15 protein-coding genes are annotated in these 17,395 nt (G+C 66.7%); 7 read left to right on the top strand and 8 right to left on the bottom strand.

The annotated features are described in order from the left end of the window. Positions 1-21: 21 nt before the first annotated feature. A complete protein-coding gene (locus ATO11_RS15000; RefSeq protein ID WP_423212714.1) occupies positions 22-1,473 on the top strand; it encodes an OpgD/OpgG family glucan biosynthesis protein in 1,452 nt (483 codons plus the stop codon). Beyond that, positions 1,461-3,344: a glucans biosynthesis glucosyltransferase MdoH gene (gene mdoH, locus ATO11_RS14995; RefSeq protein WP_050531727.1), complete on the top strand. Its 1,884-nt coding sequence runs from the start codon at positions 1,461-1,463 to the stop codon at positions 3,342-3,344. Before ATO11_RS15000 ends, mdoH begins: the two co-directional genes overlap by 13 nt. A 55-nt stretch (positions 3,345-3,399) precedes the next feature. Here the strand turns inward: mdoH and ATO11_RS14990 are convergent, their stop codons facing one another. The 7 genes from ATO11_RS14990 to ATO11_RS14960 all read right to left on the bottom strand — a co-directional run bounded on the left by ATO11_RS14990 (position 3,400) and on the right by ATO11_RS14960 (position 11,710). Next, positions 3,400-6,972, bottom strand: coding sequence for a hydantoinase B/oxoprolinase family protein (locus tag ATO11_RS14990; protein WP_050531726.1), 3,573 nt, complete (start codon positions 6,970-6,972; stop codon positions 3,400-3,402). 100 nt (positions 6,973-7,072) lie between these two features. Then, positions 7,073-7,921, bottom strand: a complete 849-nt coding sequence (locus ATO11_RS14985) for a CE1 family esterase (protein ID WP_050531725.1) — start codon at positions 7,919-7,921, stop codon at positions 7,073-7,075. Further along, entirely contained in the window at positions 7,918-8,358 is a 441-nt protein-coding gene (locus tag ATO11_RS14980; RefSeq protein ID WP_242601433.1) for a rhodanese-like domain-containing protein, read from the bottom strand. The genes ATO11_RS14985 and ATO11_RS14980 overlap by 4 nt, the downstream gene beginning before the upstream one ends. Before the next feature lies 1 nt (position 8,359). Continuing rightward, positions 8,360-8,989 (bottom strand): SCO family protein, encoded by a 630-nt coding sequence (locus tag ATO11_RS14975; RefSeq protein WP_050531723.1) that lies wholly within the window; start codon positions 8,987-8,989, stop codon positions 8,360-8,362. After that, the gene (locus ATO11_RS14970; protein WP_050531722.1) at positions 8,986-9,555 is read right to left on the bottom strand and encodes a hypothetical protein; all 570 of its coding nucleotides are present in this window, start codon (positions 9,553-9,555) and stop codon (positions 8,986-8,988) included. Before ATO11_RS14970 ends, ATO11_RS14975 begins: the two co-directional genes overlap by 4 nt. Positions 9,556-9,568: 13 nt before the next feature. Next, complete coding sequence (locus ATO11_RS14965; RefSeq protein WP_050531721.1) at positions 9,569-10,009, bottom strand: hypothetical protein; 441 nt, start codon at positions 10,007-10,009, stop codon at positions 9,569-9,571. Positions 10,010-10,102: 93 nt separating this feature from the next. Beyond that, on the bottom strand, positions 10,103-11,710 hold the full coding sequence (locus tag ATO11_RS14960; protein WP_050531720.1) for an acyl-CoA dehydrogenase family protein: 1,608 nt from the start codon (positions 11,708-11,710) through the stop codon (positions 10,103-10,105). 166 nt (positions 11,711-11,876) lie between these two features. Here ATO11_RS14960 and ATO11_RS14955 point away from each other — a divergent pair, with 166 nt between their 5' ends. The 5 genes from ATO11_RS14955 to ATO11_RS14935 all read left to right on the top strand — a co-directional run bounded on the left by ATO11_RS14955 (position 11,877) and on the right by ATO11_RS14935 (position 16,482). Next, positions 11,877-12,173 (top strand): FtsB family cell division protein, encoded by a 297-nt coding sequence (locus tag ATO11_RS14955; protein WP_050531719.1) that lies wholly within the window; start codon positions 11,877-11,879, stop codon positions 12,171-12,173. A 177-nt stretch (positions 12,174-12,350) separates the two neighbouring features. After that, positions 12,351-13,367: a pyruvate dehydrogenase (acetyl-transferring) E1 component subunit alpha gene (gene pdhA / locus ATO11_RS14950; RefSeq protein ID WP_050531718.1), complete on the top strand. Its 1,017-nt coding sequence runs from the start codon at positions 12,351-12,353 to the stop codon at positions 13,365-13,367. Between the two features lies 1 nt (position 13,368). After that, entirely contained in the window at positions 13,369-13,758 is a 390-nt protein-coding gene (locus ATO11_RS14945; RefSeq protein ID WP_050531717.1) for a VOC family protein, read from the top strand. Next, a complete protein-coding gene (locus ATO11_RS14940; protein ID WP_050531716.1) occupies positions 13,759-15,141 on the top strand; it encodes a pyruvate dehydrogenase complex E1 component subunit beta in 1,383 nt (460 codons plus the stop codon). A 12-nt stretch (positions 15,142-15,153) separates the two neighbouring features. Next, the gene (locus tag ATO11_RS14935) at positions 15,154-16,482 is read left to right on the top strand and encodes a pyruvate dehydrogenase complex dihydrolipoamide acetyltransferase (protein ID WP_050531715.1); all 1,329 of its coding nucleotides are present in this window, start codon (positions 15,154-15,156) and stop codon (positions 16,480-16,482) included. Between the two features lie 54 nt (positions 16,483-16,536). Here ATO11_RS14935 and cysE read toward each other — a convergent pair whose 3' ends face one another. Continuing rightward, entirely contained in the window at positions 16,537-17,361 is an 825-nt protein-coding gene (cysE, locus tag ATO11_RS14930) for a serine O-acetyltransferase (protein ID WP_423212713.1), read from the bottom strand. Positions 17,362-17,395: the final 34 nt, after the last annotated feature.

Raw genomic sequence — 17,395 nt, 5'->3', positions numbered from 1 at the left:
GTGGGCAGCGGTGGTGGAGGCATGGGACCGCGCGTCGTGTCGGAGGCACCGTTCAGCGAGGCGCTGCTGAACATGATGGCGCGCAAGATCGCTGCACGCCCTTACCAGCCGCGCCCCATGGTGCCCGACGCGTGGCAGAAGATGAGCTATGACGAATACAAGTCGATCTGGTTCAACACGCAAAAGGCCGTCTGGTCGGGCACCGATGCGCCGCTGCGCGTCGACCTCTTCCACCCCGGCCTCTACTTTCCCTCGCCCGTGCGCGTCGCCGTGGTCGAGGACGGGATCGCCCGCGAACTGGGATTCGACTGGGACCTCTTCGACAAGACCGACCGCGCGCCGGACCTGCCGCTTGACGGCGTCGGCGGCTATTCCGGCCTGCGCCTGCGCACCCCCCTGACCGGTGACGGCAATTTCCAGGAATACGCCGTCTTCCAGGGCGCCAGCTATTTCCGGGTGATCGGCAAGGGGGAGGTCTATGGCCTGTCGGCCCGCGGCCTCGCCATCGACACCGCCGGCAAGATGGGAGAGGAATTTCCCGACTTCACCCGGTTCTGGGTCGAACGCCCCGACGCGGATGCAACGATGCACCGCGTTCACGCCCTGATGGAAAGCCCCTCGGTCACAGGCATCTACCATTTCGACCTGACGCCGGGCGACGACGCCATCGTCGACGTGCGCGTCACGCTTTGGCCGCGCCGGGCGCTCGACAACCTGGGCATCGCGCCCCTGACGTCGATGTTCTTCTTCGACGAGACGAACCGCACGGGGTTCGACGATTTCCGCCCCGCCGTACATGACAGCGACGGGCTGACCGTCCTGAACGGCAATGGCGAGGCGCTGTGGCGACCGCTCGCCAACCCGCGCGAATTGCAGGTGTCGAGCTTTGTCGACACCGATCCGCAGGGTTTCGGGCTTGGACAACGCGCGCGCGGCTTTTCCGATTTTGCCGACCTCGAAGCGCTTTACCACAAGCGCCCGACGCTCTGGATCACGCCGGGAGAGGCTTGGGGAAAAGGCGCCGTCACGCTGGTCGAAATCCCGACGGACAAGGAAATCTACGACAATATCGTCGCCTACTGGCGCCCGCGCGAGCCGCTGGCGGCGGGGTCGGAACACAGCCTCAGCTATCGCATGACGTGGACCGACGACGCGCCGCGCGTGAAGGATGTGGCGCGGGTTCTGAACACGCGCATGGGGCGTGGCCATGTGTTCAAGGAAAAGATCACCGCAGCGATCGATTTCGAACCGCATCCTGCCTTGGGCGAGGACTGGGACGATCTGGTCATCCACACCTCCAGCAACCGCGGCAAGGTGTCCGAAGGTATCTTGCAGACGAACCCTGAAACCGGCGGCCCACGGCTGGCCTTCAGTTTCGAACCGGGTGAGGCGCGGTCGATGGAATTGCGCGCGCAGCTGATGCGCGACCATGCCTCGGTTTCCGAAGTTTGGCTGTATCGATGGACGGCGTGACCGCTCCGCTTTCTACGGCGGATGTCCCGCCCGAGGCGCCGCTGGCACAGCCCGTGCAGGCGCTGGACCGGGCCGAGTACGACGCATCCGCCCCCGGCATCGTGGCGGCCGCCCAGATCTGGGCGTGGCGCGCGGCGATCTTCCTGCCCGCGCTTGGCACAACGGCGTGGATGACGGGCACCTTTGCCCGCTGGCGTGCCGATGACGGGTTTGCGTGGCTGGAATGGGTGCTTGTGGGGCTGGTTGCCCTCACCTTCTTCTGGATCTGCCTTGCGGTCAGCACCGCCACGGTGGGCCTTGTCCGTCTGGCCATGCAGCGCCCTGCCGCGACGGATGCGCAGCCTGATGCGTTGCGCGTCGCGCTGCTGGTCCCGATCTATCACGAGGACCCGGCAGAGGTCTTCGGCAACGCCGCCGCGATGATGCGGGCACTGGCCGAGGCCGGAAAAGCCCACGCGTTCGAGCTGTTCATCCTGTCCGACACGCAGGAACCGCGCCTTGCCGGGATCGAGCGCGCGGCGTTTGCCGCCCTGCGCGCCACGCTACCCAACGGCCCGCCCGTCTGGTACCGCCGCCGCGCCCGGAACACGGAAAAGAAAAGCGGCAACATCGCCGACTGGACCCGCCGCTGGGGCGGGGCGTATGACGCGATGGTGGTGCTGGATGCCGACAGCCTGATGTCGGCCGAGGCGCTGACGCGACTGGCCGACGAAATGGCCGCCGACCCGTCGGCGGGCCTGATCCAGTCCGCCCCGGCGCTGATCGGGTCGAATACGCTCTTTGGCCGGGTGCAACAGTTTTCCTCGGCCATATGCGGCGCGCTTCTGGCACACGGGCTGGCCAGCTGGACCGATAGCGAGGGCAATTACTGGGGCCACAACGCGATCCTCCGCACGCGTGCGTTCGCCGCCTGCGCGGGCCTGCCTGCCATGCCGTCGCTGCGCGGCAAGGGCGGCCTGATCCTGAGCCACGATTTCGTCGAGGCGGGCCTTCTGCGCCGCGCCGGCTGGGCCGTGCGCTTTTTGCCCGAGATCAAGGGGTCCTACGAGGAACCCCCCGCCACGCTCATCGACTTTGCCCTGCGCGACCGACGCTGGTGCCACGGCAACCTGCAGCACCTGATGCTTCTGGGCACGCGCGGGTTTCACGCGGTGTCGCGGTTCCACCTGCTGAACGGCGCGGTCAGCTACCTGTTGTCGCCCATCTGGTTCATCCTGCTGGTGATCTGGGCGCTTCTGGGCAATGGCGACAACAGCGTGATCCGCTACTTCTCGGACGACAACCCGCTCTACCCCGAATGGCCCGAGATGTCGGGCGTGTCGTCCCTGCTGATCCTCGTCTTCATGTACGGGATGCTGCTGGCACCCAAGGTGATGGGCGCGGCGTCGCTGTGGATGACGGGGATGACGCCCGCGCGGCTGGGTGGATGGGCGCAGTTCGCGCTGTCCTTCGTGCTGGAGGTCGCGGCCTCGATCCTCTTCGCGCCGATCATGATGGTGCAGCAACTGGTGGCGGTCTTGCGCTGCCTGACCGGGGTGCAGCCGTCATGGGCACCGCAGGCGCGCAAGGGGGGCAGTTACGGGCTGTGGACCGTGGCCAAGTTCCACGCGCTGGAAACCGTCAGCGGCTGGCTCCTGATGCTCGGGATGGGGCTGGGCGTCGTGTCGCTGTGGCTCTTGCCCATCGCGATCAGCCTTGCCTTCGCGGTGCCCCTGTCGCTGGCCTCGGGGATCGATTTGACACGCTGGCGGATCACGCGGCGGTGGATGGCAACGCCCGAGATCCTCGACGCGCCACGCATCATCCGCCTTGCCCGCCGGTCCCGCGCGCAGTTCCGCGCCATGCTGGACCAGGTCACGCCGGCCGAATGACGCGTGGGAGAATTTTCGCAGGAAAATTCTCCCACGCATAAAGTTCGTACGAACTTTATGCGCCCCAACCACCGCCACCGGGGGTCTGCATCCCGAACACCGCGCCTGCGGGCAGGTCGATCTCGTCATTGCCTTTCAGGTCGATGCGCCGCCCGTCCGGCATCTCGGCCCAATCGACGCCCACCGCGCCCGGTGACCCGCCTTCGACGCCGAACGGCGGCACCACCCGGTGCGAGCAGAGCGTGGTGACCGTCACCGGCACGAGGAATCGCAGGAGCCGCGTGCAGCCGTGCCCGCCGCGCCAGCGCCCCTTGCCGCCCGAGCCATCCCGCACGCTCCAATGCTCCAGCCGCACGGGGAAGCGATTTTCGAGGATCTCGGGATCGGTCGAGCGGGTGTTGGTCATGTGCGTCTGCACCGCGTCGCAGCCGTCGAACCCCGGCCCCGCGCCCGTCCCGCCGCAGATCGTCTCATAGTTCTGGAAGTCGTCATTGCCCCAGACGAAGTTGTTCATCGTCGCCTGGCTGCCCGCGATCACGCCCAGCGCACCGTAAAGCGCGTTGCAGGCCGCCTGGCTGACCTCGGTATTGCCGGAGATCACGGCGGCCGGGTATTCGGGGTTCAGCATCGACCCTTCCGGCACCACGATGTCGAGCGGTTTGAGGCACCCTTCGTTCAAAGGGATCGCCGCCCCCACCATGGTGCGGAAGACATACAGCACCACCGCCCGGCTGATCGATTTCGGCGCGTTGTAATTGCCGGCCTGCTGCGGCGAGGTGCCCGTGAAATCGATCCGCGCCGACCGCGCCGCACGATCGACCGTGACCTTCACGCGGATCCGCGCGCCTTCGTCCATGGGGTAGTCGAATGTGCCGTCTGTCAGCCGGTCGATCACCCGGCGCACGCTTTCCTCGGCATTGTCCTGCACGTGGCCCATATAGGCCTTCACGACGTCGAGCCCGTAACGCTCGACCACCTTCAACAGCCCCTGCCGCCCGGTCTCGTTCGCCGCCACCTGCGCCTTCAGGTCGGCCATGTTCTGGCTCACGTTCCGGCATGGATACCGGCCCGAGCGGAGGACGGATTCAGCCTCTTCCTCAAGCAGCCGCCCGCGGTCCACCAGCTTGACGTTGTCGATCAGCACGCCTTCCTCGTCGATATGGGTGCTGTCCGGCGGGGCCGATCCGGGCGTGCGCCCGCCGATATCGGCATGGTGCCCGCGAGAACCCAGCCAGAAGACCGGCGTGCCACCCACGAAGACCGGCGTGACAACCGTCACGTCCGGCAGATGCGTGCCACCGTTGAAGGGCGAGTTGAGCATGTAGGCGTCGCCCTCGGCCACGTCGGGGTTGAGGCGCATCACCGTCTTGATCGAATCCGACATCGACCCGAGGTGCACCGGCACGTGAGGGGCGTTCGCCACCAGGTCGCCCTCGGCATCGAAGATCGCGCAGGAAAAGTCGTAGCGTTCCTTGATGTTGACCGACCATGACGTGTTGGCGAGCGTTGCGCCCATCTGGTCGGCCACCGACATGAAGAGGTTGTTGAAGACTTCCAGCAGGATCGGATCCGCCTTGGTTCCCGCCGCCTGCACGCGGGCCTTTGCGGTGGTGCGGGTGAGGATCAGGTTGCCCATCGCGTCGACCTCAGCCGCCCAACCCGGTTCGATCACGTTGGTGCCGGTCGCCTCGGTGATGATGGCGGGTCCGTCGATGCGCTGACCGGTCGCCATGTCGTCGCGCGCGTATAGCGGCGTGTCCTGCGCCTGCCCCTCGAACACGACGCTCAGCCGCGCGCGGATGCCCGCACCTTCGCCCACCGGCGCGGGTGCCGGGGCCTCTCCGGTTGCGCCCACGGCCTCGACACTGACCATGTCGAACAGGACCGCGCGTTCCGGCGAGGCAAAGCCGAACCGCGCGCGGTGCGCGTCTTCGAAAGCCGCTTTCATGGCATCGGTCGCGCCCCATTCAACCTCCAGCGCCTGGTGCGATCCGTCATAGCGCAGATGCGCGCGCGCCAGCGTCCGCACATCGTCGATGCCTTGCGCGCGCACTTCCTCCTCGGCCTCCGACGCGACCCTCTCCAGCGCGCGTTCCGCTGCCGCGATGTCTTCCAGCGGTGCATCGACCTGCGCTTCCCGCAGGGCGCGGATGTCGGCAAGACCCATGCCATAGGCCGACAACACCCCGGCATGCGGGTGCAGGAACACGCGCGTCATGCCAAGCGCATCGGCCACGAGGCAGGCATGTTGCCCCCCCGCCCCGCCAAAACACTGCAGGGTGTATCCGGTCACGTCATGCCCGCGCTCGACGCTGATCTTCTTGATGGCGTTGGCCATGTTGTCGACCGCGATCTTGAGGAAGCCTTCGGCCATCTCCTCGGGCGAGAGGGGGGCGGCACCTGTATCGGCGGCCACCTCCTGCGCCAGCGACTCGAACCGGGTGCGCACCGCGTCGGCATCCAGCGGTTCGTCGCCGCCGGGGCCGAACACGGCGGGGAAATGGGCCGGGTTCAGCTTGCCCAGCATCACGTTGCAATCGGTGACCGTCAGCGGCCCGCCCCGGCGGTAGCAGGCGGGTCCGGGATCGGCGCCCGCGCTTTCCGGGCCCACCTGGAACCGGCCGTCGCGGTAGGTGCAGATCGACCCGCCGCCTGCCGCCACGGTGTGGATGTCCATCATCGGCGCACGCATCCGCACGCCCGCGACCTCGGTCTCGAAACTGCGTTCGTAATCGCCCGCGTAGTGGCTCACATCGGTCGAGGTGCCGCCCATGTCGAAGCCGATCAGCCGGTCGTATCCCGCGGCGCCGGCTGTCTGGACCATGCCGACGATACCGCCCGCCGGGCCGCTGAGGATCGCGTCCTTGCCCTGGAACAGCTGCGCATCCGTCAGCCCGCCATTCGACTGCATGAAGTAAAGCGCCTGCGCCGCCCGCCCGAGGTCCAGCGCGCCCGAGACCTGGTCGACATAGCGCCGCAGGATCGGCGAGAGGTAGGCATCGACCACCGTCGTATCGCCCCGCCCGACGAGCTTCGCCAGCCGCGACACCTCGGCACTGGTGGAGACCTGTGTGAACCCGATCTCGCGCGCGATTTCGGCCGCGCGGGCCTCGTGCACGGGGTTGAGGTAGGCGTGCAAACCCGCGATGGCGACGGCGCGGATGCCGTCGTCGAAGGCGTCCTGCAATGCCGCGCGGGTCGCATCCTCGTCCAGCGGCGTCAGCACCTCTCCCTCGGCATCCAGCCGCTCGGGCAGTTCGGCCACCCGGTCGTACAACAGGTCAGGACGCTTGATGGCGAGGTCGAACAGGCGCGGGCGCGTCTGGTAGCCGATCTTCAGCAGGTCGCGGAAGCCTTGGGTGATGAGCAGCAGAACCCGCTCCCCCTTGCGCTCCAACAGCGCGTTGGTCGCGACGGTCGTGCCCATCTTGACCGCGCCGATCAGGTTGTCGGCAAAGGCGCCTTTCGTGCCGGTCAACTGGCGGATGCCTTCGACCGCCGCATCGGCATAACGTTCGGGGTTCTCGCTGAGCAGCTTGTGGGTCAGGATCGCGCCGTCGGGCGTGCGCGCGACCACGTCGGTGAAGGTCCCGCCCCGGTCGATCCAGAACTCCCAACGTCCACTCATCGCGCCCTCCCGCTTCCGGCAGGTGGAGATGGCCTCAACGCTGACAATTTGTCAACGATTTGTCATTTTGTGCTGCAGGATTTCAGGAGTGCCGGAAATGTTAGGGACGCAGCGGCAGGCTTTCGGCCCAGTCCAGCACCATGTCGGCCCATCCCGGCGGAACGCCGTGCCCCCCGGCGAAAAGCGCGAATTCCAGCGCGCTTCCCGGCGCGCAGTCTTCCCAGCGCCGCCGCCAGAACGTCTCTCCCACCTCGAAGGCCGAGGGCCGGGTCTGGCGGCATCCGTTCTCGGTGCGGAACAGGTCCATCGCGTAGAAGGCGTCGCCCTGGTGAAAGGCCATGCCGTTGCGCTCGCCAAGGTAGCGACCTTCCAGCGGCACGGTGCCGTCGCGCCAGCCATGGGTGTGCAAGAGCCGCACCGGACCGGCGCAATCGACGGGATGCGGGCGCCAGAACGATCCGCTCACCGGTGCATAGGCCATGAACTGGTCAGGCCGCGCGCAGGCGGCATAGGTCACCATCGACCCGCCGATGGAAAAGCCCGCCAACACCGCGCGATCCGGGTCCACGCCGAACCGCTCTGCCGCGTCCGCGAGGACGGCGTCGAAGAACGCCGTCTCGTCCCGCTGCGGCGGCCAGTTGGGATGAAAGGACCAGCTGGTGCCTTGCCCGTTCGGGCGCGTCAGGCCCTGCGGCGCGATATAGGCCCAGCCGCGTTCCGTCGCACGCCGCGACGTGCCGCCATTGCGGACAAGCGACGCGGCCTGCCCGCGAAACCCGTGCAGGAACATCATCACCGGGTACGGGCCTTCGCCCTCGGGCAGGACGATGTGATAGGAGCCTTCCGCGATCTCGCAGGGCGCATCGACCCCGCCGCAGGTCTGTGCCCATGCCGCCGGGGCGAGGACCACCGCCGCGAGGCAGGCTTGCAAGAGCCTGACGAGCCTCACCCTTCTACTACCGGAAGCCCGCGTTTCAGCCATCCCGGCCCGGCGCGTGACCCCAGCATTCCCTCGGGCACGTCGATGATGCGGGTGAACCCCGCCTGTTCCAGCCTGCGCGACATGCGCGCCGACCGCACGCCGCGCGCACAGATCAGCGCGATGGGCCGGGCGGTGTCGCCTTCGGCCAGCGCCGTCAGCGCGGCGACGAAATCGTCGCGCCGCATGTCGAGCGGTGCCGCGCCCGCGCCCACGCCCGTCAGCTTCCATTCGTCGGGGCGGCGGATGTCGATCAGCAGGATGTCGCCAGAGGAGGCGGCGGCATGCGCTTCTTCCGGCGTCATCTCGGCCCCTTCGAATTCGGGCTGCAGGGTCCAGACGGCAAAGCCGCCCGCCGCCGCGGCGCCCGCGGCCAGCATCAGGTTGCGACGTGTCAGCACCGACATTTCAGCCTTCCCCCGCATAGCGCGACACGATGGCAACCGCCTGTTCCGCCGGCAGCACGGGCGGCAACAGTGTCAGCACCTCGCCCGCGCCGCTCAGCAGGTAGATATGCGCGCCGTGGGAATAGATCGGGCCATGCTCCGGGTCGTCGAACAGGTGCTCGAATTCCACGCGATAGGCGTCATAGGCGACCTGCAACGCCTCTTCCGTGCCGGTCAGGCCGACAATTCGCGGGCTGTATTCCGCCAAGGCCGGCCCCATCGTGTCCACCGTGTCGAGCTTGGGGTCGATGGTGACCATCACGGGCACCACCTCCACCCCGCGTTCGGAGAGGCCCTCCGCCATCTCGGCCATCAGCGGCAAGGCCGCCGAGCAGATGCCCGGACAGGTCGCGTAGCCGAAGAACAGCAGCTGCATGCGGCCTTGCGGTTCGGCCTCTGTCCGCGCGGCGCCGGTGTGATCGACCAGCGCGAACGGCCCGCCAAGGTCCCAAGGCAGCGGGGTCACCGCCTTGGGCAAGTCCGCCGCGGCGACGCGACCTTCCGGGGCGCCGGAGGTGTCGGAATGCACCTCGGTCCCGTGCGCGGCGGCCATGCCGCCCCACAGCGCCAGCGCCGCCGCGAGCAACCTCATTCGTGCAGGCCCTTGATGAACTCGGCCTCTTCCTCGACCCCGAGGCCCAGGTACCCGTCCGCCTCGATCGCGGCGTTGACGCGTGGGTCGCGCCGGAACCACGGGCCCTTGCCCTTGGCTTCGGGGTTGGCGGCGGCCCATTTCTTGGTCCAGGTGTTCGCCTTGACCCACTCTTCGGCCCCCACGGTGCGGATCTTCTGGACGAGGTAGACATTGGTCGCGCCAAGGTCCGGGTCCTCGATCATCAGGCCGTCCACTTCGACGTCCTGCCCGCAATAGGGCAACAATTCCAGCGCCGCGCCGGTGAAGGCCGGTTGCGAGTTCTTGTTGGGGAAGACAAGCACGTTGTCCGCCGCGCGTACGAGGCCAAGCTGCCGCCGCCCGTCGCCGCAATTGTCGGGGCAATCGCCCGTCAACTCGCACAGGATGTCGACGACCTTGGCTTCGAACAGCGCGGGCTGCTCGGCATAGAGGTTCCATGACCGCGCCTCGGACCCTTCCGAGAAATCCTGCGCCGCCAGCGGTGCGGCGACCAGCGCGAGTGCTGCTGCAATCCAGTGTTTCATGGTCTCACGCTCCTCAGTTCTTGGGTTTCGGGACGGCAAAGGGCGGCACGACGTCGTAGTCGAGATGCGACAGGTTCGTGATCCCCTCGCTCACCACCTGTTCGACCACGATGTATTTCAGTCCGTCGCGTTCATACAGCATCCCGTCGGCGGTCACCTGGTGGCTGGCGAGCGAGAGTTGCGTGTCGCCCGAGGCAGAGCCGTCATCGCCCTCGATCTTCAGGACCATGTAGACCTGCCCGTCATCGCCCAGAAGGCCCACCGGGATACCCCCCGCCGAGCACCACAGCGCGCAGGTGTGGTGCGCGGTGCCGACGACGGCATCGGGACCGCCCATCACGCCGGAATAGTAACACCAGGTGTCGATGATTTCGCCGGTCACGCTGATCCGTTCCCCGGCGGCAAAACCGCTGGTCGGTAGCGCGAGGGCCATTGCGGCGATGAGGTATCGCATGGGCTTCTCCCTGTTTGGTTGCCTTTGGGTCAGACTGCCAGTTTGCCGGGGCCTTGCCTACGGGGTGCATGATAAACTCGCACCCTTCCGCGATCACGTTTTGTCGAGCCACGCGCCAAGGATGCGGTCTGCCCCGGCCATCCCCCCCGCCCCCGCCACGTCGCGCCGCTGGCCCAGCCGCGCGAGGTAGCCGTCCGCCAGCGGTCCGGGCGCGGCATCCAGCAGCGCGGCGGCGGACAGGAGTTCACCGAGGTCGAGCGCGAACCCGCGCGCGCCCGCCGGGTCCGGGCCGTTGCCGGACGTGGCGCGATGACGTTCCAGCGCGGCATCGAACCCCGCATGCTGCCCGCGCGCGGCATCAAGGACCGCGTCCAGTGCCTCTGCCGCGCGCGGCTCCCGCGCCAGCGTGCGCAGGATGTCGAGGCAGATCACGTTCCCCGACCCTTCCCAGATCGAGTTCAGCGGCGCCTCGCGATACAGCATCGGCATGGGCGTGTCGTTGACGTATCCCATGCCGCCCAGCACCTCCATCGCCTCGGCCACGACGGCGATGCAGCGCTTGTTGTTGATGAATTTCGCGATCGCCACGCCGATCCGGGCAAAGGCGCGGTCCGCTTCACCGGCACCGTCGAAAGCCCGCGCGATGCGGAACCCCAGCGCCGTCGCGGCGGCGGCGTCGAGCACGAGGTCGGCCAGCACCTGCTGCATCAGCGGCTGGTCGATCAGCGTCGCACCGAAGGCCTGCCGCCCCTCGACCCACCATGTCGCCTGCGCCACCGCCGCGCGCATCAGCGCCGCCGGGGCCATCGCGGTGTCGAGCCGCGTGTGATGCACCATCTCGATGATCGTGCGCACGCCCTCGCCATCCTCGCCCAGCATCTCGGCCCGCGCGCCGTCATACTCGATCTCGGACGAGGCATTGGCGACGTTGCCCATCTTGTCCTTCAGCCGCTGCAGGCGGATGCCGTTCGGCCCGTCCTCCAGCCAGCGCGGCACGAGGAAGCAGCTGAGCCCCGCCTTCGTCTGCGCCAGTGTCAGGAACCCGTCCGACATCGGCGCCGAGCAGAACCATTTGTGCCCCGTCAGCCGCCACGCCCCGTCCGCCGGTTCGGCCCGCGTGGAATTGGCGCGCACGTCCGATCCGCCTTGCTTTTCCGTCATCGCCATGCCGAGTGTCAGCGCCGGCTTTTCCGCCTCGGGCACGGCGCGCGGGTCGTATCCGCGGTCCATCAGCTTGGCTGCCCAATCGTCACGCCCCGCGCCTTGCAGCGCGGGCACCCCGGCATAGGCCATGGTCAGCGGGCAGCAGATGCCGGGTTCCACCTGGCTCAGCAGGTAAACCATCGCGGCATGGGTGGCGTGGCCGCCCGCCGCCCCCTCCCACGCAACCGCGTGATACCCCGCCGCCCGCCCGGCGGCGTGAACCGCGTGATATCCGGGGCTGTAGGCGACCTGGTCGCGCCGCGCGCCGTCGCGGCCGAACAGGTCGAGCCGGGGGAGATCGCGCCGCGCCGCCTCCGCCGCGTCCCGCATTTCGGGCGTTTGCAGGGTTTCGGCAAAGGTTCCGGCCGCCCTCGCATCACCGCCCGCGCCCGCAAGGCAGCGCCGCAACATCGCGTCATCTGCCCACAATCCCGGCACGGTGCCGGGATCGGGCTGGTTTTCGACCCGGTGGGTCGCCAGATCGCGGGTGGATGTCATGGATCGAGTGTAGGCCCTAGCCCCCGTGCGAGGCAACTGTGCACCGGGTGTGGCGCGTCGGCACGTTCCCGCGTCCCTTGCGAATCAGGGGATTCCCATCCGATTCGCAATCTGGCACAGTGGCCGAAAGCGCCGGGAAACGGCGCGCGAACCAGAGGCAGACCAGATGAACTCCGCTCGCCCCAGCCTGGGACCGCTGATCTTCTTCAGCCTTGCGTTCTGTGTCTCGCTCTATTTCACATTCGCCGCCGTGCAGGGCGATTTCGGCGTCTTCCGGCGGGCCGAGATCGAAAGCGACGCCCGCGCGCTTGCCGACGAACTGGCGCTTTTGCAGGCCGAGGTGGCGGTGATGGAAAACCTGACCCACCGGCTCAGCGACACGTGGCTCGATCTTGACCTGCTCGACCAGCAGGCCCGCGACGTGCTGGGCCTGATCCGGCAGGATGAAATCGTGGTGCAATAGGCGCCGCGCCCCCGCATCTTCCAGAATTTTCCGGTTGTTGGAACGCAAACGCACTGCATGCGTTCTGTGCATACCTGAAATGCGGTTGCCGCTACGGCAAAGATTTGTCTCGCGGGCCGCCAAGAACTAAGATAGTTTAATGCTAAACTACTTTTGCAGTGGAGGAGTCGCCGCCCCATGGCCGCACGCAAAACAAGCAAGAAATCGAACATCTCTGCCGAGGAATTGACGTCTTATTACAAAGACATGCTGCTGATCCGCCGGTTCGAGGAGAAAGCCGGCCAGCTCTACGGCATGGGACTGATCGGCGGGTTCTGCCACCTCTACATCGGACAGGAAGCGGTTGTCGTCGGCCTCGAAGCCGCCGCGGAAGAGGGCGACAAGCGCGTCACCTCCTACCGCGATCACGGCCACATGCTGGCCTGCGGGATGGACCCCAACGGCGTGATGGCCGAACTGACCGGGCGCGAGGGCGGCTATTCCAAGGGCAAGGGCGGCTCGATGCACATGTTCAGCCGCGAGAAACACTTCTACGGCGGGCACGGCATCGTCGGCGCGCAGGTGCCGATCGGCGCGGGCCTCGCATTCGCCGACAAATACCTTGAAAACGGGCGCGTGACCTTTGCCTATTTCGGCGACGGCGCCGCCAACCAGGGCCAGATCTACGAGACGTTCAACATGGCGGCCCTGTGGAAACTGCCGGTGATCTTCGTGATCGAGAACAACCAGTACGCCATGGGCACCGCGCAACGGCGCTCCACCTCCACGCCCGCGCTTTACACCCGCGGCGAGGCGTTCGGCATTCCGGGAGAGGAGGTCGACGGCATGGACGTGCTGAAGGTGAAGGAAGCGGGCGAGAAGGCGGTGGCCCACTGCCGCGCCGGTGACGGCCCCTATATCCTTGAAATCAAGACCTATCGCTATCGCGGCCACTCGATGTCGGACCCGGCGAAATACCGGACCCGCGAAGAGGTGCAGAAGATGCGCGACGAGCATGACTGCATCGAAAGCGTTCGCAGGATGCTGATCGAAGGCAAGCACGCGACCGAGGAAGACCTCAAGGCGATCGACAAGGAGATCAAGCAGATCGTCAACGCGTCGGCCGAGTTCGCCAAGGAAAGCCCCGAGCCGGATGTGAGCGAGCTTTATACCGACATCTACGCGGACGAACTTCCGCAAGGCGAGGTCGCCTGACATGCCGCATTTCGAAATCCACGCCACCGATGTGGAACGCGCCAAGGCATTCTATGGTGGCCTTTTCGGCTGGACCTTCGCACCCATGCCGGGCGCCGAGGAGATGGGCTATCACTTGATCGAAGGCGACGACATCGGCGTTGAAAAGCCCGTGTCGGGCGGCGTGATGACCCGGATGGGTCCCGCGCCCGAGCCGGGATCGCCGATCCGCGGCGGCACCATGACCTTTGCCGTCGCCGATTGCGACGAACGCTATGCATGGGCGCTGGCGAACGGCGGGGCCGAGGCCCTGCCCCCCGAAGATTATCCCGGCGTCGGCCGCTGCGCCTACGTCGAGGATGGAGAAGGAAACGTTGTCGGAATGATTTCGCCAGCGGGAGGAACCGAATAAATGGCAACCGAAATTCTGATGCCCGCGCTGTCGCCCACAATGGAAGAGGGCACGCTTGCGAAATGGCTGGTGAAGGAAGGCGACACCGTGTCGTCCGGCGACATCCTGGCCGAGATCGAAACCGACAAGGCCACGATGGAATTCGAAGCCGTCGATGAAGGCGTGATCGGCAAGATAATGGTCGCCGAGGGCAGCGAAGGCGTGAAGGTCAATACGCCCATCGCGATCCTCGTCGAGGAAGGCGAAGACGTTCCCGACACGGCCAGCGCCTCGTCGGCCCCTGCCCCCGCCGCCCTGTCGGGCGAGGAAGGCAAGACCGAGGCGAAAGCCAACGCGGCGACGCCCGCCGCCCCGAAAGCGCCGGAAACGGACGCCTCTCCGGACTGGCCCGAAGGCACCGCGATGAAACAGCAGACCGTGCGCGAGGCATTGCGTGATGCCATGGCCGAAGAGATGCGCGGCGATGCCGGCGTGTTCCTGATGGGCGAGGAGGTGGCCGAGTACCAGGGCGCCTACAAGGTCAGTCAGGGATTGCTGGACGAATTCGGCTCGAAGCGCGTGATCGACACGCCGATCACCGAACACGGCTTCACCGGCATCGGCGTCGGCGCGGCCTTCGGTGGCCTCAAACCGATCGTCGAGTTCATGACCTTCAACTTCGCCATGCAGGCGATCGACCAGATCATCAACTCCGCCGCCAAGACGCTTTACATGTCAGGCGGCCAGATGGGCTGTCCCATCGTCTTCCGCGGCCCGAATGGCGCGGCGGCGCGCGTCGCCGCCCAGCACAGCCAGGATTACGCGGCGTGGTACAGCCACATTCCGGGTCTCAAGGTGGTGCAGCCCTACTCGGCCTCGGACGCCAAGGGCCTGCTGAAAACCGCGATCCAAGATCCCAACCCGGTGATCTTCCTCGAGAACGAGATCCTCTATGGCCGGTCCTTCGACGTGCCCGACATGGACGATTTCACCATCCCCTTCGGCAAGGCCCGCATCTGGCGCGAAGGCACCGACGTCACGCTGGTGAGTTTCGGGATCGGGATGCAATACGCCCTGCAAGCCGCTGAAAAGCTTGCCGAAGACGGGATCAGCGCCGAGGTCATCGACCTCCGCACGCTGCGCCCGATGGACACGGGCACCGTCATCAAGTCGGTGATGAAGACCAATCGCTGCGTCACGATCGAGGAAGGCTTCCCCGTCTGCTCCATCGGCAACCACATCTCGGCCGTGCTCATGCAAGAGGCGTTCGACTACCTCGACGCGCCGGTCATCAACTGCACCGGCAAGGACGTGCCGATGCCCTATGCTGCGAACCTCGAAAAGCTGGCGCTGGTGACCACGGCCGAGGTGATCGAAGCCGTGCACAAAGTGACCTACCGGTAAGGAGCGGGACAGATGCCAACTCAAATCCTCATGCCCGCCCTGTCGCCCACCATGGAAGAGGGCACGCTGGCAAAGTGGCTCGTGAAGGAAGGCGACACCGTGTCGTCCGGCGACCTTCTGGCCGAGATTGAAACCGACAAGGCCACGATGGAATTCGAGGCGGTGGACGAAGGCACGGTGGGCAAGATCCTCGTCGCCGAAGGCAGCGAGGGCGTAAAGGTCAACACGCCCATCGCGGTCCTTCTGGAAGACGGTGAAAGCGCCGATGACATCGGCGACGTGTCCGAACCGGCCAAGGCCGACGCGTCGTCGAACGCCACACCTGCCGAAGCCTCTGACGCGACCGAACCGGCCAAGGGGTATGGACGCGGCGACGCGCCCGCATCTGATGCACCGGCAGAAAAGGGTGACCGCATCTTCGCGTCCCCGCTCGCGCGGCGGATCGCCAAGGACAAGGGCCTCGACCTGTCGCAGATCACCGGGTCGGGCCCGCATGGCCGGATCGTGAAGGCGGATGTCGAAAGCGCCACGCCCGGCGCGGCTAAGCCCGCCGCCGCCAAGGCCGAGGCTCCGGCTGCCGCCGCGGCCCCTGCCCCGGCCCTCGCCTCCGGGCCGTCGGCGGATGCCATCGCCAAGATCTATGCCGACCGCGAAACCGAGGACGTGCCTCTTGACGGGATGCGGAAAACGATTGCCGCCCGCCTGACCGAGGCCAAGCAATCCATCCCGCATTTCTACCTGCGTCGGGACATCAAGCTCGACGCGCTGCTCAAGTTCCGCTCGCAACTCAACAAGCAGCTGGAGCCGCGCGGGGTGAAACTGTCGGTCAACGACTTCATCATCAAGGCCTGCGCGCTGGCGCTTCAAACGGTGCCCGATGCCAACGCCGTCTGGGCGGGCGACCGGATCATCCGGCTCAAACCGTCCGACGTGGCCGTCGCCGTCGCCATCGAAGGCGGCCTGTTCACGCCGGTGCTGAGAGATGCTGACATGAAATCGCTCTCGGCCCTTTCGGCTGAAATGAAGGACCTCGCCACCCGCGCGCGCGACCGCAAACTGGCGCCGCACGAATATCAGGGCGGCAGCTTCGCGATCTCGAACCTCGGCATGTTCGGCATCGACAATTTCGACGCCGTCATCAACCCGCCGCATGGCGCGATCCTCGCCGTGGGCGCGGGCGTGAAGAAACCGGTTGTCGGGGAGGATGGCGAGCTGACGGTGGCAACCGTGATGTCGGTCACCCTCAGCGTCGATCACCGGGTCATCGACGGGGCGCTCGGCGCGGACCTTCTGAAGGCCATCGTCGAAAACCTCGAAAACCCGATGGTGATGCTCGCGTAAGGCAAAAAGGCCGGGGACATGCCCCGGCCTTTCGAATTCCGATGATGCAACCGCTCAGGCGCCGGATGACAGGATCTGGTCCATCGTGATGGATGGCTGGGCGCATCCGGCCTCGCCGACGATGCGCGCGGGGACACCCGCCACCGTCTTCATCGGCGGCACGTCCTGCAACACGACCGACCCCGCCGCGATCCGCGAGCAATGGCCGACGCTGATATTGCCCAGCACCTTCGCACCCGCGCCGATCAGCACGCCATTGCCGATCTTGGGATGCCGGTCTTCCTCTTCCTTGCCGGTCCCGCCCAGCGTGACCGAATGCAGCATCGACACGTTGTCACCAACAACGGCCGTCTCGCCGATCACGATGGAATGGGCGTGGTCGATCATGATGCCGCGGCCCAGCCGGGCGGCGGGATGAATATCCACGCCGAACGCTTCGGACGCGCGCATCTGGAAGAAATAGGCAAGGTCCTTGCGCCCCTCGCGCCACAGCCAATGCGCGATGCGATAGGCCTGAAGTGCCTGGAATCCCTTGAAAAACAGCATCGGCTGCAGGAACCTGTGGCAGGCCGGGTCACGGTCATAGACCGCCATCATGTCGGCCCGCGCCGCCTGCCCCAGCGACGGATCGCTTTCCAGCGCCTCGTCACAGATCTCCCGCAGCAACTGGTCCGGCATCTCGCCCGAACTCAGCTTCAGCGAAACGCGGTAGGCCAGCGCCTTTTCCAGCGTGTCATGGTGCAGGATGCTCGAATGCACCACGCCCCCCAGAAGCGGCTCGGTCGCGATCGCTTCGCGCGCCTCTTCGCGGATCCGAACCCAGACGGGATCGACCTCTGCAATCTTGGTACGTGTCTCGGCCACAACGACCTCCCTCATGCCTTGGGGGAGCATATAGGGTCCCAAGCCGCTT

Source organism: Pseudaestuariivita atlantica (assembly GCF_001205715.1).
In the GTDB taxonomy this organism is placed as follows: domain Bacteria; phylum Pseudomonadota; class Alphaproteobacteria; order Rhodobacterales; family Rhodobacteraceae; genus Pseudaestuariivita; species Pseudaestuariivita atlantica.
This window is presented reverse-complemented; position numbering and strand designations above follow the sequence as displayed.

Bases quoted from the DNA above. Each gene is read 5' to 3' on its own strand.
- ATO11_RS14940 (WP_050531716.1), top strand. From the start codon at position 13,759: ATGGCAACCGAAATTCTGATGCCCGCGCTGTCGCCCACAATGGAAGAG.
- ATO11_RS14970 (WP_050531722.1), bottom strand. From the start codon at position 9,555: ATGAAACACTGGATTGCAGCAGCACTCGCGCTGGTCGCCGCACCGCTG.
- ATO11_RS14935 (WP_050531715.1), top strand. From the start codon at position 15,154: ATGCCAACTCAAATCCTCATGCCCGCCCTGTCGCCCACCATGGAAGAG.
- ATO11_RS14955 (WP_050531719.1), top strand. From the start codon at position 11,877: ATGAACTCCGCTCGCCCCAGCCTGGGACCGCTGATCTTCTTCAGCCTT.
- ATO11_RS14990 (WP_050531726.1), bottom strand. From the start codon at position 6,972: ATGAGTGGACGTTGGGAGTTCTGGATCGACCGGGGCGGGACCTTCACC.
- ATO11_RS14965 (WP_050531721.1), bottom strand. From the start codon at position 10,009: ATGCGATACCTCATCGCCGCAATGGCCCTCGCGCTACCGACCAGCGGT.
- ATO11_RS14945 (WP_050531717.1), top strand. From the start codon at position 13,369: ATGCCGCATTTCGAAATCCACGCCACCGATGTGGAACGCGCCAAGGCA.
- ATO11_RS14960 (WP_050531720.1), bottom strand. From the start codon at position 11,710: ATGACATCCACCCGCGATCTGGCGACCCACCGGGTCGAAAACCAGCCC.
- ATO11_RS15000 (WP_423212714.1), top strand. From the start codon at position 22: ATGGGACCGCGCGTCGTGTCGGAGGCACCGTTCAGCGAGGCGCTGCTG.
- ATO11_RS14975 (WP_050531723.1), bottom strand. From the start codon at position 8,989: ATGAGGTTGCTCGCGGCGGCGCTGGCGCTGTGGGGCGGCATGGCCGCC.
- cysE (WP_423212713.1), bottom strand. From the start codon at position 17,361: ATGAGGGAGGTCGTTGTGGCCGAGACACGTACCAAGATTGCAGAGGTC.
- pdhA (WP_050531718.1), top strand. From the start codon at position 12,351: ATGGCCGCACGCAAAACAAGCAAGAAATCGAACATCTCTGCCGAGGAA.
- mdoH (WP_050531727.1), top strand. From the start codon at position 1,461: ATGGACGGCGTGACCGCTCCGCTTTCTACGGCGGATGTCCCGCCCGAG.
- ATO11_RS14980 (WP_242601433.1), bottom strand. From the start codon at position 8,358: ATGTCGGTGCTGACACGTCGCAACCTGATGCTGGCCGCGGGCGCCGCG.